The organism is Streptomyces sp. NPDC053076 (genome assembly GCF_044546845.1).
Classification (GTDB): Bacteria; Actinomycetota; Actinomycetes; order Streptomycetales; family Streptomycetaceae; genus Streptomyces.
This window is the reverse complement of record NZ_JBITZL010000008.1, coordinates 142,546-156,869: the sequence shown is the minus strand read 5'-3', so window position 1 is coordinate 156,869 and position 14,324 is coordinate 142,546. Positions and strand designations below refer to the sequence as shown.

At 72.6% G+C, this 14,324-nt stretch carries 13 protein-coding genes; 7 read left to right on the top strand and 6 right to left on the bottom strand.

The window, feature by feature from the left end; translation table 11 throughout:
• Window positions 1-130: 130 nt before the first annotated feature.
• The 5 genes from ACIGYR_RS29200 (at window position 131) to ACIGYR_RS29180 (ending at window position 4,109) form a co-directional block, all read left to right on the top strand.
• Window positions 131-1,333, top strand: coding sequence for an ATP-binding protein (locus ACIGYR_RS29200; protein ID WP_399605197.1), 1,203 nt, complete (start codon window positions 131-133; stop codon window positions 1,331-1,333).
• Entirely contained in the window at window positions 1,330-1,731 is a 402-nt protein-coding gene (locus tag ACIGYR_RS29195) for a roadblock/LC7 domain-containing protein (protein WP_391843714.1), read from the top strand. Before ACIGYR_RS29200 ends, ACIGYR_RS29195 begins: the two co-directional genes overlap by 4 nt.
• Complete coding sequence (locus ACIGYR_RS29190) at window positions 1,728-2,102, top strand: DUF742 domain-containing protein (protein WP_391843716.1); 375 nt, start codon at window positions 1,728-1,730, stop codon at window positions 2,100-2,102. Before ACIGYR_RS29195 ends, ACIGYR_RS29190 begins: the two co-directional genes overlap by 4 nt.
• On the top strand, window positions 2,077-2,679 hold the full coding sequence (locus ACIGYR_RS29185; protein WP_391843718.1) for an ATP/GTP-binding protein: 603 nt from the start codon (window positions 2,077-2,079) through the stop codon (window positions 2,677-2,679). The genes ACIGYR_RS29190 and ACIGYR_RS29185 overlap by 26 nt, the downstream gene beginning before the upstream one ends.
• 125 nt (window positions 2,680-2,804) lie before the next feature.
• The gene (locus ACIGYR_RS29180; protein ID WP_400014353.1) at window positions 2,805-4,109 is read left to right on the top strand and encodes a cytochrome P450; all 1,305 of its coding nucleotides are present in this window, start codon (window positions 2,805-2,807) and stop codon (window positions 4,107-4,109) included.
• 191 nt (window positions 4,110-4,300) lie between these two features.
• On the opposite strand, the gene ACIGYR_RS29175 is transcribed toward ACIGYR_RS29180, so the two are convergent.
• On the bottom strand, window positions 4,301-4,774 hold the full coding sequence (locus tag ACIGYR_RS29175; protein WP_399605202.1) for an SRPBCC family protein: 474 nt from the start codon (window positions 4,772-4,774) through the stop codon (window positions 4,301-4,303).
• A gap of 69 nt (window positions 4,775-4,843) precedes the next feature.
• Window positions 4,844-5,668, bottom strand: coding sequence for a DeoR/GlpR family DNA-binding transcription regulator (locus tag ACIGYR_RS29170; RefSeq protein ID WP_399605204.1), 825 nt, complete (start codon window positions 5,666-5,668; stop codon window positions 4,844-4,846).
• Window positions 5,669-6,392: 724 nt separating this feature from the next.
• Here ACIGYR_RS29170 and ACIGYR_RS29165 point away from each other — a divergent pair.
• Both ACIGYR_RS29165 and ACIGYR_RS29160 read left to right on the top strand, forming a co-directional pair.
• Window positions 6,393-8,807 carry a hypothetical protein gene (locus tag ACIGYR_RS29165; protein WP_399605290.1) on the top strand — a complete coding sequence of 805 codons (2,415 nt, stop codon included), beginning with the start codon at window positions 6,393-6,395 and terminating at the stop codon, window positions 8,805-8,807.
• A gap of 147 nt (window positions 8,808-8,954) precedes the next feature.
• The gene (locus ACIGYR_RS29160) at window positions 8,955-9,383 is read left to right on the top strand and encodes a nuclear transport factor 2 family protein (RefSeq protein ID WP_399605206.1); all 429 of its coding nucleotides are present in this window, start codon (window positions 8,955-8,957) and stop codon (window positions 9,381-9,383) included.
• Between the two features lie 111 nt (window positions 9,384-9,494).
• On the opposite strand, the gene ACIGYR_RS29155 is transcribed toward ACIGYR_RS29160, so the two are convergent.
• The 4 genes from ACIGYR_RS29155 to ACIGYR_RS29140 all read right to left on the bottom strand — a co-directional run bounded on the left by ACIGYR_RS29155 (window position 9,495) and on the right by ACIGYR_RS29140 (window position 14,278).
• Complete coding sequence (locus ACIGYR_RS29155; RefSeq protein WP_399605207.1) at window positions 9,495-11,933, bottom strand: right-handed parallel beta-helix repeat-containing protein; 2,439 nt, start codon at window positions 11,931-11,933, stop codon at window positions 9,495-9,497.
• A gap of 226 nt (window positions 11,934-12,159) precedes the next feature.
• Window positions 12,160-12,765 (bottom strand): hypothetical protein, encoded by a 606-nt coding sequence (locus ACIGYR_RS29150; protein WP_391843730.1) that lies wholly within the window; start codon window positions 12,763-12,765, stop codon window positions 12,160-12,162.
• Between the two features lie 172 nt (window positions 12,766-12,937).
• Window positions 12,938-13,798 (bottom strand): MOSC domain-containing protein, encoded by an 861-nt coding sequence (locus ACIGYR_RS29145; protein WP_399605209.1) that lies wholly within the window; start codon window positions 13,796-13,798, stop codon window positions 12,938-12,940.
• Window positions 13,799-13,843: 45 nt separating this feature from the next.
• Complete coding sequence (locus ACIGYR_RS29140; RefSeq protein ID WP_391843734.1) at window positions 13,844-14,278, bottom strand: DUF6643 family protein; 435 nt, start codon at window positions 14,276-14,278, stop codon at window positions 13,844-13,846.
• Window positions 14,279-14,324 lie beyond the last annotated feature (46 nt).

The window sequence follows — 14,324 nt, the reverse complement described above, 5'->3', positions numbered from 1 at the left end:
TCTGGGTGACTGATAAGATCATCCCACTTTTCAGTGGGCTGACGGCGTGTCATGAACGCGTCTGGGGGACAGTCAAAGGCACCATCGCGCTCTTCACGCTCCCGGCGCGATGCGACTTGAAGAGAGTCTCATGACGTCATTGACCACGGATCCACTGCTGTGGATCTTGCTGGTGGTGCTCATCACTGCGGTCGCCGCAGTGATGCGGGCCCGGAGAACCAACATGGCTCTCCGAAGAACGAGGAAGGACCTGGAGACAGGACTGGGAGAGGCCCGCGGCGACGTGGGTCAGCTCCACGCGCACATCGCCACGCTGTCCTCGCAGCATCAGCGGGACCTCGCCGACGTACGGGCGGACGCGGAGGCGGCCACCAAAGCGGTGCTGAAGTCCGCGATGGGAACCCTCCAGTCGCTCGCCGAGGAGCAGCAAGTACTCCTCGACGACCTGTTGAAGAAGTACGGCGACACCACGGACGTCCTGGCCGACCTGATGACGGTCGACCACACCGGCAGCCAGTTCGGCCGCCGCGCCAAGGGCATCTCCGTGCTGTGCGGCGGCTGGCTGGGCAGGCGCGAGGGCGCCGCCACCGTGTACGACGTCGCCCGCAGCGCCCAGGGCAGGATCCGGGACTTCAACCGGGTCAGCGTCCACTCGCAGGTCAACGTCTCGCTCATCGGCAAGGCGGTCGAGCCGGTGGCCGTCGTCCTGGCCGAACTGCTGGACAACGCCACGAACTACAGCGCGCCCGGCACGCCGGTCGAGGTCAACATCCAGACCGTACCCACCGGCGTGTGCTTCATCGTGGACGACGCCGGCCTCGGCATGGACCAGGAGACCAAGGACCGGGCGGCGTCGCTGCTGTCCGTCGACGGTCCCGTCGACATCACCGGTCTCGGCGATCCGCCGCGGTTCGGCTTCGCCGTGTGCGGCATGCTCGCCGCCCGCTACGGCTTCGCCGTCTCCGTCGGCTCCGTATCCCCCTATGGCGGAGTGCGTGCAGTGATTCGTGTGCCCGAAAGCCTCCTCGCGGCCGACGCCCCGGCCCCCGCGGCCGACGTCCAGGACACCGCGGGCCCGGAGGCCGCACCGCAGCGTCTCGCGCCGGTCCCGGTCGTGGGTCCCTCGCACGTGGTGGGAACGACCTCGGGAGGTCTGCCCAAACGCCGGCGCCGCAACGGCTCGGTCACGGTGGTCCCGGCCCTCGACAGCGCCGGTCAGGAGGAGACGCCCGAGCCGGCCAGCGAGGTGACGGCCTCGCGGCTCGGGGCGTTCGCGCGCGGAACCCAGCTCGGGCGCACCACGAACACCACGGAAGGACCTGACAACAAGTGAAGACCGACCTGTCCTGGGTGCTGAACGATGTGCTCGAGGTGCGCGGAGCCCGGCACGCCATCCTCGTCTCGGGCGACGGCCTGTTGTTGCAGCGCTCGGACGACATCGGGCGGGACGACGCGGAGACCAACGCCGCCGCGATGAGCTCGATGCAGTCGCTGAGCCGCGCCGTCGCGGGGTTCGTCGGAGCCGGACACGGCATCTGGAAGCAGACGCTGCTGGAGTACGACGGCGGCTGGATCTTCCTGATCGCCGCCGGCCAGGGCTCGTACCTCGCCGTCTCGGCCGCGCTGGACGTCGACATGGAAGCCATGTCCTTCCGTATGCAGAAGACGGTGGCCGGTCTGAGCAAGGCGATGAGCGTGCCGCCCCGGTCGGACAACGGTGCCGGCGCATGACAAGGCCCGGTGAGGAAGCCTCCGTCACCAGCGACTTCGTCCGCTCCTACGTCATCACCGGCGGCCGGACCCTGCCGGACTCGGACGACCTGGCGCTGCACACCCTGGTCACCCTGGCTCCCGAGCGGACCCCTCCGCTGGGAGCCGGCCCCGAAGTGATGGCGATCTGGAACCTGTGCGCGGGCGGCTACCTGTCGGTCGCCGAGGTGGCCGGACACCTGGGGCTGCCGGTGGGGGTGGCCCGGCTGCTGCTGACCGACTTATCCGAGCAGGGCCACCTCCTGCGCCGCGCCGAGCCGCCCCGGGCTCAGAACGTTGACAGAGCGACCCTCGAGAAGGTTCTGAATGGACTCCAATCCCTCATCGGCTGAGACGGCCCCTGGATCCATCTACGTCTCCAGCGCGGTGACCAACGCTGCCAAGATCCTGGTCGTCGGGCACTTCGCCGTGGGCAAGACGACGTTCATCGGCTCGCTGTCGGAGATCACCCCGCTGCGCACCGAGGAGAAGATGACACAGGCGTCCCTGCACGTGGACGACCTCAGGGGCGTGACGGACAAGACCACCACCACCGTGGCCCTGGACTTCGGCCGCCTCACCCTCAGCGACGACCTCGTGCTGTATCTGTTCGGCACCCCCGGACAGCAGCGTTTCATGCAGCTGTGGGAGGACATGGCCCGCGGCGCGCTGGGTGCGCTGCTCCTGGTCGATCCCGCCCGGCTGGAGGAGACCTTCCCCGTCATCGACCTCGTCGAGCGGTACGGCCTGGAGTACGCCATCGCGGTCAACAGCTTCGGACCGAGCCATGCGTACGAGGAGGCGGAGGTGCGCGAGGCTCTCGACCTGCTCCCGGACACCCCCGTCGTCTACTGCGACGCACGCGACCGGCAGTCCTCCGCCCTCGCGCTCATCGCCCTCGTGCGTCACCTGCTCACCCGAGCCGCCTGACACACCATCCCCCCGCGCCCGAGCCGCCCGACAAGACCATCCGTCCGGACCCCCGGCCCGGAGCCAGCAGAAGGAACCCCATGGACCGCCAGTCAGCCCCCGCCTCCGCCGGTGCCGGATGCCCCATGCACGACGCGGTGTTCGCCGCGGATCCCCAGCAGATCTACGACCGGTTGCGCGCCCACGGTCCGGCCGGGCCGGTCGAACTCGCGCCCGGCGTCGACGCCACTCTGGTCGTGAGCCACGAGACGGCGCTGCGCGTCCTGCAGAACTCCACGCTCTTCGCCCGGGATTCCCGTCGCTGGAAGGCGCTGAACGAAGGGCGGATCGCGCTGGACAGCCCGGTGCTGCCGATGATGGCGTACCGGCCCAACTGCCTGTTCACCGACGGCGCCGTGCACCTGCGGCTGCGCAAGGCCGTCACGGACAGCCTCGCCCGGCTCAACATCACCCGCGTCCGCCGGGACGTCGAACCCATCGCCGACTACCTCATCGACCGGTTCAGCGAGCGGGGCCGCGCCGACCTCCTCAACGACTACGCCAAACTGCTGCCGCTGCTGCTGTTCAACAAGCTCTTCGGCTGCCCGCCGGACATCGGTGACACTCTCACCAGCGCCATGTCGGCGATGTTCGACGGCAACGACGCCCAGCGCGCCAGCGAGGACATCAACGCCTGCCTCATGGAGCTGGTCGCCCTCAAGCGGCGCCAGCCCGGTGACGACGTCACCTCGTGGCTGATCCAGCACCCCGCGGGACTGACCGACGAGGAACTCAGGGACCAGCTGGTCATTCTGATGGGCGCCGGCGTGGAACCCGAGCGCAACCTGATCTGCAACGCCCTGCTCCTGCTGCTGTCGCCCGGTACCAGCGGACGCGACTCCGGGCTGCTGATCGAGGAGGCGATCGACCACGTCCTGTGGGACCAGACGCCCATCGCCAACTACGCCACCCACTACCCGCTCCAGGACGTGGACCTGGGGGGAGTGGTGGCCGAGGCCAACACGCCGGTCGTGATCAGCTTCGCCGCGGCCAACAGCGATCCCGCGCTCGCCGAGGCCCGCCGGACGCACAGCAAGGGCGCCCACCTCGCCTGGGGAGCCGGCCCGCACGCCTGCCCGGCCAAGGATCCGGCGCAGGTCATCGCCGTCACCGCGATCGAGAAGATCCTCAACGCCCTGCCCGATCTGACGCTGGCCGTCCACGAGAAGGAACTGGAGTGGCGGCCGGGCCCGTTCCACCGGGCACTGGTCGCGCTGCCCGTGGCCTTCAGCCCGACGCCGGCCACCCGCATGGCCGTCGCGGTGCAGGGCCGGACCGTGTCCGCCGCCGCGGAACAGCCGCTGCCCGCGGCGCCCACGGCCGCTGCGCGCCAGGAACCGGCCAGGAAGAAGGGTTTCTGGAGCACCTTCCTGGACGTCTTCCGGGTCTGAACCGGCCGGGAAGAAGGGCTTGTGGAGCACCTTCCTGGGCCTCTTCCGGGTCTGACGCGGCCGGTGCGAGGGGTCGTACGGTCAGCCGGTGCGGGGGTCGTACGGGCCGGCGTACGACGAGGGAGCGGGGATCCCGCCGGCGCCCCCGTTTGGGAACGGGACAGGGGCTGACGGCCCGCGGCACCACCTGATCAGCGCACGGTCACGCGCCGGTCCAGGGACGTCACCGCGTTGCGGAAGGCACGCCCCAGACCCGCCCGGGCCAGTCCGAGGACGAACCGGAACGGTGCCGGCCCGTCGGCGGCGAAGGTCCACTGCACCCGGGTGCCGGTGCCGCGAGGAGTGAGGCGCCACTCCTCGGCCAGGGCACGGGCGCCCGGCGCGTTGGTGGTGTCGACGCGGTAGGCGTACACCTCGGGCGCCTTCGACACCAGCACCGTCTCCGCGAACCGCGTCCCGCCCCGGAGCCGGATCTCCCGACCGGCGCCGCCGTCGGTGGGCCGGGCGAGCGTCACCGCCGAGAACCACTGCGGCCATCCGGGCACGTCCTCGGCGAGCGCGTGGAAGACCTGCTCGGGGGAGGCGGAGATGTCGCGCGCGAAGACCAGACGTACGGGCGCGGACCCGACGAAGTCGAGATCCACCGGGCGCAGACGACGAGCCATGGACGCAACCCCCTTGTGCCACTGCCGCAGCGCGGTCGACCGGGCGGGGTCACCATAGCTGACGGCATCTCAGATGTCTGTGCCGTCTTCCTCGCCCGCCACGACCACCCGCAGGTGCTCGGCGATCTCCGTGCGCGCCTCGGCGGGCAGGCCGGCGTCGGTCACCAGTGTGTCCACCTGATCCAGCGCGGCGAAGGAACTCAGGCCCACCGTGCCCCACTTGGTGTGGTCGGCGACCACCACGACCCGGCGCGCGGAGTGCACCAGCCGCCGGTTGGTCTCGGCCTCCGCGAGGTTCGGCGTCGACAGGCCGGCCTCCACCGATATGCCGTGCACGCCGAGGAAGAGCAGATCGAAGTGGAGCGAGGCGATCGCCTGATCCGCCACCGGCCCCACCAGCGAGTCCGACGGGGTACGCACCCCGCCCGTCAGGACCACCGTGGCCGACCCCTGCCGCTGCCCCGAGGTGCGTTGCGCGGCGTGGAAGACGTCCGCGACCCGCACAGAGTTCGTCACCACGGTCAGGTCGGGCACCTCCAGCAGGTGCTGGGCGAGCGCGTACGTCGTCGTACCGCCGGACAGGGCGATCGCCGCCCCCGGGCTGACCAGGTGGGCCGCGGCGCGGGCGATGTCCTCCTTGGCGGTCAGCTCCAGCCCCGACTTCGCCTCGAACCCCGGCTCGTGCGTGCTCGCCTCGACCACCGGGACCGCACCGCCGTGCACCTTCTCCAGCACGCCCTGGCGGGCCAGCGCGTCCAGGTCGCGGCGCACCGTCATGTCCGAGACGCCGAGCTTGCGGGTCAGTTCGTTCACCCGCACCCCGCCCCGGCGCCGGACCTCGTCCAGGATCAGGGCGCGACGCTGCTCCGCGAGGAGGTTCTGATTCTCACTCACGTACGCTCCGGTCCTTTCGCCGCCAACCGTCCGACACGTCCGGCGCACCGGCTCCGACCAGGAAGTTCCATCCGTCCGGCAGTGCGCGGGCGTCCCATCCTTTCACGGGTCGGCGCCGGTTGCGCCACCACCTGCCGGCCCGGGTCACCGCCCCTCGGACCGTGGCCGCCGCGCTCGTCGTCACCCGGATCGGGGAGATTCCGTGACGAGAGGTGTGAGCGAGCGCCGGACCGGAGATCCTGGAGCGCGCACGACACAGACGTCCGGGCGTCACGGGGGAAGTGCGAGAACAGTGGAACGTGCACAGGACCGCCCCAGCGGGCGGCACGAGGAGCGACCCGCGGGACGGCACGCGAACGGGCCCGCGGGGCGGAACGCGAACGGGCCCACAGGCCGGGACGCGAACGGGCCTGCGGAGCATTACGAGGACACGACCGCCGGGACGTGCGAAGCCCGGGCCGTCGGGGCGCTCGAGGATCAGGCAGGCGGCTTACACGCGGACGAGGTGGCCGGGCCGCGCGCGGGTCAGGTGGTCGGGCCGCGCGCGGATCAGGTGGCCGAGCCGTACGCGGACGAGGCGATCGGGCCGCGCTCGGATCAGGCGGTGGGACCGTACGCGGACGAGGCGGTGGGGCCGCGCTCGGATCAGGCGGTGGGATCGTCCGCGGACGAGGCCGTCGGGCCGTACGAGGAGCGGGCCGCCGGGTGGCAGGCGGGTCGGCCGGTGGAGCAGGGGCGCGATCTGGAACTGCTGGTGCACGGGGTTGGCGGCACCACGCCCGAGAAGATGCTCGGTGACCCGCGCACGGTCCGGGTCACCGGCGATGACACGGCCGCCGTCTTCCGGCGCGCCGAGGACGCCGGGCCCGCTCCGGACGGTCCGGGAGCCGAGGGGGAGTCCGGAGGAGACCCTGGGAAGGATTCCGGGCGTGGACCGGTCCGGGAGGCGTACGTCTGGTGCAACCTCACCTCCGGCGACGGCAGCCGCGCCCTGTGGCTGTTGCTGCTGCCGTTCATGGTCGTCAACCTCGCCCACTGGATGCGCCCCGCCGCACCCGGCCGGCCGCGCACCGTCCGGCTCTACGGCCTCCTCGTCCGGCTCTCCGCCCTCACCCTGACCGTGCTGCTGGTGGCCGCCGCCTGTGAGGTGGCACTCGACCTGGTGGCCTGGCAGTGCGCGGGCGCCCAGGGCTGCGTCCGCCGCCACTCCTGGCTGGGTTTCCTGGCGCCCGCGGCTCCCGGGGCGCCGGCCGGATCCGGCGGCTGGTGGAGCGCGCCCGGCCGCCGGCTGGCCGTCGCCGCGGTGCTGCCGGCCGCGCTGACCGTCCTGCTCTGGTACCTCTCCCACCGCACCTGGAACGCGTACGAGTCCCACCGGCCCCTGCCGGCCGACTCCGGACCGGAACACGCGGGCACCCACGATCCCGCAACCGGCGCCCAGGCCCCCGAGTCGGGCACACACGCCCCCGCGCCGGGCGCCGACGTGGTCGAGTCGGACGCCGACGCCCACGGAAGTGCGCTGGTCCGGCCCGGCTTCTGGTACGGGCGCCGGCTGGTTGCCCGGCTGCGTGCGGCGCACACCGCGGCCGGTCTGCTCACGGTGGCCGGCGCCGTCGCCACCCCCGCGGTCCGCTTCGACCGACGGCCAGGCGGCCCACCGGTCCTGGACGGCCTCGGCCTGCTGCTGGCCGCGGCCCTGCTGGCCTGGGCGGTCGCGGTGGTGGTGGTCGTCTGCCGCCGGGGCCGCAGCGAGAACCGGCTCGATCAGCGGCTCGACCGGTACCTCGTACGGTCGCTGGCGCTCGGCGCGCTCGCCCTGCTGCTGCTCGGTCTGGTGTACGCCGGCTGGTCCCGGCCCGGCTGGCAGTCCACCGGGCGGCTGCCCGGGGACCCGGCCTTCGGCGCGCTCATGCTGGCCCAGGGTGCACTCGTCGTCGTCCTCGGCGCCGTGGCCGGGGATCTGCACCGGGGCCGCCCCGACCCGCGCGCCGGGATGCGGGGCCTCGGCGGTCCCGCCGTCGCGATGCTCGCCTGCGCGCTGGGCGGAGTGATGTCCGGCGGAGTCGCCCAGCGCGTCGCCGACTGGCTGGACGGCACCCGCGCCCTGCTCCCCGGACCGCCGGTACTGCTGACCTGGCAGGCGTCGGCCATTCCGCCAATTTTCGTGGTCCTGCTGCTCCTGGCCGCGCTGCTCGCGGTACGCACCGCCCGGCTCGCCCGAGCCGAACGTGCCCGCGTGCGCCTCGAACACCCCGGCGAACCGGAGGATCCGTCCCGCACCCGCGCCATCGCCCACGCCCGGGCCATGGCCACCCTCACCGACCGGGTGCCCCTCGTCGTCACCGTCATCGCCGCCGCCACCCTCCTGCTGGGCGCAGCGGCGCTGGCCGGTGCCCTGGTCACCGGGAAGACGCCCGACGGGGCGGCGCGCCGCACCCACCATGTCGTCCAGGCCGTGGCCGAGACCTCGCAGGCGCTGGGCTCCTGGCTGGTCGGACTCGGCTTCCTGCTCTTCGTGACCTGGGGCAGGCGCGCCTACAAGGACGCCTCGGCGCGGCGGACCATCGGCATCCTCTGGGACGTCGGCACCTTCTGGCCGCGCGCCGCCCACCCCTTCGCACCGCCCTGCTACGCCGAGCGCGCGGTGCCGGATCTGACCTGGCGCATGGCCACCTGGATCCGGCGCACCGGCGGCCGGCTGGTGCTGTCCGGGCACTCGCAGGGCAGCGTCCTCGCCGCGGCGGCGGCCTGGCAACTGCCGCCGTCCGTACGTGGACGGGTCGCCCTGCTCACCTACGGCTCCCCGCTGGAGCGCCTGTACGGCCGCTGGTTCCCGGCCCACTTCGGCCCGCCGGCGCTCGCCGCCCTGCACCACGACATCGCCTGCTGGCGCAACCTGTATCGCCGAACCGACCCCATCGGCGGCCCGGTTCGCGTCCCCGACGACGCCACCCCGGACGTCGACCACGACCCGCTGCCGGACCCCCGCGCCTACGGCCGAACCGCCGACCACCCGCTGCCGGCTCCGATCCTCGGCCACTCCGCCTACCAGTCGGACCCCGTCTTCACCCGCGCACGAGCCACCCTCCTGACTCGCCTGCGCCCGGAACTGCCGGGCCAGCGCCTAGACACCGGTTGACCGATCTTCCCTTCGTCAGCGTCGGCAAGGCCACGTATCCCAACTAATCAAGTTTGACTAACCTCTTCGTCAGGCGTACTTTCCTGGCGTAGTCCACTAGTTGAACTTGACTACCCGCTCGTGATCGCTTCCCGTCAAGGAGCCCGTATGACCCTCCTGCCCGACACCGGCTACACCCCGACGACCGAAGACCGCGCGAGCCTGGACGCCTGGTTCGCGGAGTACGACGCCGCGAGCGGCAAGCGTGACATCCAGCGCATGGCGGACATGGCCGTGTTTCCGCTCAACCTCGTCAGCGACGATGCTGCGGGCCATGGCCGATCGGCGCAGTGGGACAGGGACCGGTTCATCGCGACCATGACCCAGGTGCTGGGTGAGGGGGACCAGGACATCACCTTCGAATCCGCCCGCACCCCGGTGTTCCTGTCCCCCTCCATGGCCGTGGTCTTCACGGACTCGACCATGACCGCGGACGGCTGTTCCCAGCAGCTCCGGTACGCCGACATCCTGCTCAAGCGGGACGGCGAGTGGGCGTTCCAGACCATGATCCAAGGCGGCTGGGGAGACAACCTGTAGCGCCTGCGGCCAGAGGTCCTCCCGGCAGCGGATCGCCGCAGCCGGGTCGCTCAGTGCAGCGGATCGCCGCAGCCGGGCCGCTCAGCGCAACGGATCGCCGCAACCGGGCCGCTAGGGCAGCTCCGGCAGGTCCTCCGCGAACAGCAGGGTCAGGTCGTCGGTGGTCGGGTCGGGCAACTGGGCGACGCGGCTCGCGTGGCGCTCCACCATCGCCTCGAACGTCTGCCGGGCGGTACGGCCGTTGCCGAACGCGGGCCCCTTCGGGATCGCCGTGAAGTACTTCAGCAGCGCCTCGGACGCGCCCGGCGCCAGCCGGTACTCGTGCTCTTCGGCCTGCTGCTCCACGATCCGCAGCAGCTCCTCGGGGCCGTAGTCGCCGAAGGTGATGGTGCGGGAGAAGCGGGAGGCCACGCCCGGGTTGACGGAGAGGAAGCGCTCCATCTCCGCGGTGTACCCGGCGACGATCACCACCACCGCGTCCCGGTGATCCTCCATCAGCTTCACGAGCGTGTCGATGGCCTCCTTGCCGAAGTCCCGGCCGGCGTCCTGCGGGGACAGCGCGTACGCCTCGTCGATGAACAGCACACCACCGCGCGCCCGTTGGAACGCCTCCTGGGTGCGGATCGCCGTGGAGCCGATGTGCTCGCCGACCAGGTCCACCCGGGACACCTCCACCAGGTGGCCCTTCTCCAGCACGTGCAGCGAGGCGAGGATCTCGCCGTAGAGCCGGGCGACCGTCGTCTTGCCGGTGCCGGGGGAACCGGTGAAGACCAGATGCCGCTTGACGGAGGCCGCCTTCAGCCCCGCCCGCTGCCGGCGCCGGCCCACCTCGATCATGTCGGTCAGCGCCCGCACCTCGCGCTTGACGCTCTCCAGGCCCACCAGCGCGTCGAGTTCCCCGAGCACGTCCTTCGACGTCCGCTGTGCCGTCGCCGGTTCCGCGTCGGCGACGGCCGGCTCCTGCTCCGCCGCCCGCTGCCCCGGGAGCGCGCCCAGCAGCCCGGCGGCCTGCGTCACCGTCTGCACGGCCGGCTCCCGCCCCGCGGGCGTCCGGGGACCGCCGCTCTCGTCGCTGGTGCAGTCCTCCACGACCGGTCCCGTCCCGGAGCCGGCGTCCGGGCCTCCGTCGGCGAACTCGTACCCGCCGCGCGCGCACCGTTCCGTACGGCACCTGCGCAGCGTCGTACGGCAACCGTCGATCACATGGAAGCCGTAACCGCCGCTCCCGGTGACCCGGCAGTTCAGGAAGCTGCCCCGGCCGCCCGCGGAGACGTAGAAACCGGCCTCGGCGGGGGAGTCGACCGTGCAGCGCTCGATGGTCGGGTCGGCGCCCTTGGTGACGATCACTCCGGTCTGCGTGCCGTCCAGAGTGCAGTTGTTGAGCGTGCCGCCGCTGCCGTGATCGCGGAACCACGCACCGGTGGCCGCCTCCCGGATCCGGCAGTCGTCCAGCTGCGCGGTCGCCCCGTCGCTCACCGACACGGCCGTGTTGCGCACCTGCGACAGGTCGCTGTCGACGACGTCCGCGCGGGAACCGCGGTCCAGCACGAACAGCGCGTCCGGCACATCGTGCACCCGGCAGGCGTCGAGGACGGCGGTGGCCCCGTCGCTCACCCACACCGCCGGGTAGTCGCCGGTGCTGTCGAAGATCTCGCACTGGTTGGCGTCCACCCGGGTCCCCGGGTCCCACACCGACAGGCCGTTGCGCCCGAACTGACGGACCGTCGTGCGGGTCAGCGTGAGCACCGAGCGGGAGCGCAGGTCGACCGCGTTCTCCGGGATGTCGTGGATGCGGCAGTCGGCGAGCGTGAGCACCGCATCGGTGTCCATGGTGATGCCGTCGGCGGTGGTGCGGTGCACATCGCAGTCCGTCAGGTGCGCGGTGGCCCGCTGGGTGACCTGGACGCCGGAGCCGCGCACCTCGTAGATCTCGCACCCCACCGCCTCCAGCGCGGAGTTCTCACCGGTCGCGGTGAGGCCGGTGCCGGCGGCGTGGTGCACCCGGCAGCGCTCCAGACGCGGATGGGCCCCGCCACGGACCGTCACGCCCGCCTGCCCGGCCGCGACGACCTCGCACTCCTCGAACACCCCTCCGCCGCCGTCGAGTACGGCGATGCCGATGCCGGCCGGGTTGTCGACGGTGCACCGGCGCACGGTCGGGCGGGCGCCACCGCGCACCTCGATGCCGGCGGCGGACCGGGTGACGATCCGCACGTCCATCAGCTCGGGCGTGCCCTCCTCGACCAGCAGCGCGGGCGCCGCCGCGTCCTGGCCCTCCACGTGCAGGTCCTGCACCACGGCGGAGGCCCGCACGGTGAGCGGCACCCCGTCCACGGGCGCGATCCGCACCGAGCCGGACGAGCCCTCGGGCCCACGGAGCGTCACCGCCCGCTGGATGACGAGGTTCTCCCGGTACGTGCCGGGGGCGATCGTGAGGACGTCGCCGTCGGCGGCGGCCTCCAGGGCGGCGGTGAGCGAAGCGTACTCACCCGTGCGGCGCCGCCACCGCGACGTACCGGTGTGCGTCACCTGGACCGTGCCCTGTGCCATGGCGTTGCTGTGCCCCCACCTCGTCGTACTGATGGCTCGCTGTCCGTCGGGACGGCCGCCGGTGCCCGGACCGCGACCGTGCTCGGCGCCCGGGCGTGAGCGCGTTCGCGCCCCCGGACATGTGCTCGCCTCCGGGTCACGGACCCGCGGGGCGTCGCCGACAGCGCTTCAGCCGGTCCACCGTAGCGTGTGCCGCGACGCCCGGTTGACCAGAGCCGGAAGCCCGTCAGCTCCCGGTGCCCGCCTTGCCCCAGTCCGGGCCGGCCCGGTCCCATGCCTGGTCCCAGCGCGCGTACCGCCGGCGGACCAGGCGCCAGACGGTCAGGCGGCGGCCGCTCTCGACCACGGCCGCGGTCAGCAGAGCCGTGCCAAGCCCGGCGAGCACGGCGTGCGCCGTCGCCGTGGCGGAGTCCAGCGGGCGGGTCGTTATTCGGCCGTGCGGGTCGGTCCAGAGCTCGAAACGGTCCCCTCGGTGGGGGGAGGTGAGGTCCGCCAGGACCGGGCCGTACCGCCGGGTGCCGTCCGGCGCGGTCCACCGCGCGAGCACGCGGCTGCGGGCCTCGCGCCCGGAGGTCGTCTCGGGGTCGGCCTCCGGCAGGGCGCCGCCCAGCTCCCGGACCACGGTGGCCGGGACGAGACGGCGCGCGTGCTGCTGCTGCCGTGCGGACCGCTGGAGCGAGTCCTGGGCGCAGGCACCGACGAGACAGCCCAGGACGGGTGCGACCACGGCGATCAGCAGCAGCGCGACGAGGGCCACCCACGCCTCGGCCAGATCGGTCGTGCGGCGCAGTGGATTGTGCCGCCAGCGCCACAGCCCGTCGAGTGCCCGCATGTCCCCGCCCCCCTCCGGTGCGCCGCAACCCCCGCGTCGGCTCTCGTTCCCGGCCCGGACCGGGGGCGATCGACATCACCTCCGCCGCGGTGGCTGACGCACGCGGCGTCTCACGAATTTCTCACGCTCCCTCAACGGGTGGGACCCGGCCCCCGGTTCCCGGCCCGCCGGATCAGTGCCGGACCGCTGTCCGCCTGCCGCTCCCGGGCTGCTCCAGGACCCGGACCGGGTCGCCCACTCTGATCGTGCCGGGGCAGAGGGGCACGAGGTTCTGACCGAACAGCAGCTTGCCGCCGATCCTGCGGTGGCGTGCCAGCGTCTGCAACGGTTCCCGGCCGCGTACCGCCGTCTCCTGGTCGGTGGTGGTCACGACACACCGCCCGCTCGGCCTCGGCGCCCGGAACACCACCTCGCCGACGGCGATCCGCGTCCAGTGGTCCTCGGCCCAGGGCTCGGTGCCGGTGACGACGACGTTCGGGCGGAACCGGTTCATGGGCAGCGGGCCCTCGTCGGCGTTCCGCCCCTCGGCGATCAGCGTGTTCAGGGCGTCCAGCGAGGCCACCGTGGTGACCAGCAGGGGATAGCCGTCGGCGAAGCTCACCGTCTCGCCGGGCCGGGCGTACTCGGGGTCGATCGGGCGGCGGGTGGCCGGATCGTCCAGGTGGACCAGGCGGACCTCGGCCCCCAGATAGGCACTGCACCAGGCGTGCGCGGCCGCGCCGGCCGGGACCGCCTCCACCTTCGTGCCGAACACGGTCACCGGTATGGTCTCCGCCGGTTTCGGCACCTCGACCGTCAGCGGCGCCCGGCCGGGTGCGGACAGACGAACGCCGCCGCCGGCCAGAGGCTCGGCGGCGGCCAGTGCGAGGCGCGGCTGTTCGCGCTGTGTGACGACCTTTCCCCCGTCGTCGATCAGTGTCCAGCGTCGGTCACCGGCCAGGCCCCAGGGCTCGACGACGGCCTCCCGGAGCGGCACGGCTCGGAACGCCTTGACCGGATGGACGTGGATCGACAGCACTTCGGCGTTTCCCATGCCGTCCATCGTGCCAGGTGGCACTGACGGCCGGGGGTGCGCCGGTCAGTAGCCGCGGTACTGCTGGTTGTTGTACGGGTCCTGGTACGGAGTCGGCGCGGGCCGCGGCGCGGCCGGACGCATGGCCTCGTACCCGTTGCCCGCCATGGGTCGCTGCTGCTGCGGGGCCTGCGGACCGGGATAGCCGCGCGGGGCGCTCGCCTGCTGCGGGATGTACGCCGTGGGCGCGTGCTGCAACGGTGCGGGCTGCTGCATCTGCGGGTAGCCGTAGGCGGGGGGCTGTGCGGACGGGGCCGCCGGGAGGGCGGGGAGGGCCGACGGCAGGGCGGGGAGGCTGCTGCCCGTGTCGTAGGCGGCGGGGACCCGGATCGGGGCGATCTGCGGGGTGCCCCGTTCGGCCACGAGCGAGTCGTAGATCGGGGTGTCCGGGAAGGAGGCGGAGTAGTAGCCGCCACCATAAGTGGAGCGGGGGGAGGTCATGGCACATAAGTTAAGCCCACGATGTGCTGGTTGGGGAGACCGATAA

Coding starts and splice junctions, on each gene's coding strand:
- ACIGYR_RS29145 (WP_399605209.1), bottom strand. CDS start 13,798: ATGGGAAACGCCGAAGTGCTGTCGATCCACGTCCATCCGGTCAAGGCG.
- ACIGYR_RS29140 (WP_391843734.1), bottom strand. CDS start 14,278: ATGACCTCCCCCCGCTCCACTTATGGTGGCGGCTACTACTCCGCCTCC.
- ACIGYR_RS29200 (WP_399605197.1), top strand. CDS start 131: ATGACGTCATTGACCACGGATCCACTGCTGTGGATCTTGCTGGTGGTG.
- ACIGYR_RS29155 (WP_399605207.1), bottom strand. CDS start 11,933: ATGGCACAGGGCACGGTCCAGGTGACGCACACCGGTACGTCGCGGTGG.
- ACIGYR_RS29160 (WP_399605206.1), top strand. CDS start 8,955: ATGACCCTCCTGCCCGACACCGGCTACACCCCGACGACCGAAGACCGC.
- ACIGYR_RS29185 (WP_391843718.1), top strand. CDS start 2,077: ATGGACTCCAATCCCTCATCGGCTGAGACGGCCCCTGGATCCATCTAC.
- ACIGYR_RS29150 (WP_391843730.1), bottom strand. CDS start 12,765: ATGCGGGCACTCGACGGGCTGTGGCGCTGGCGGCACAATCCACTGCGC.
- ACIGYR_RS29190 (WP_391843716.1), top strand. CDS start 1,728: ATGACAAGGCCCGGTGAGGAAGCCTCCGTCACCAGCGACTTCGTCCGC.
- ACIGYR_RS29180 (WP_400014353.1), top strand. CDS start 2,805: ATGCACGACGCGGTGTTCGCCGCGGATCCCCAGCAGATCTACGACCGG.
- ACIGYR_RS29175 (WP_399605202.1), bottom strand. CDS start 4,774: ATGGCTCGTCGTCTGCGCCCGGTGGATCTCGACTTCGTCGGGTCCGCG.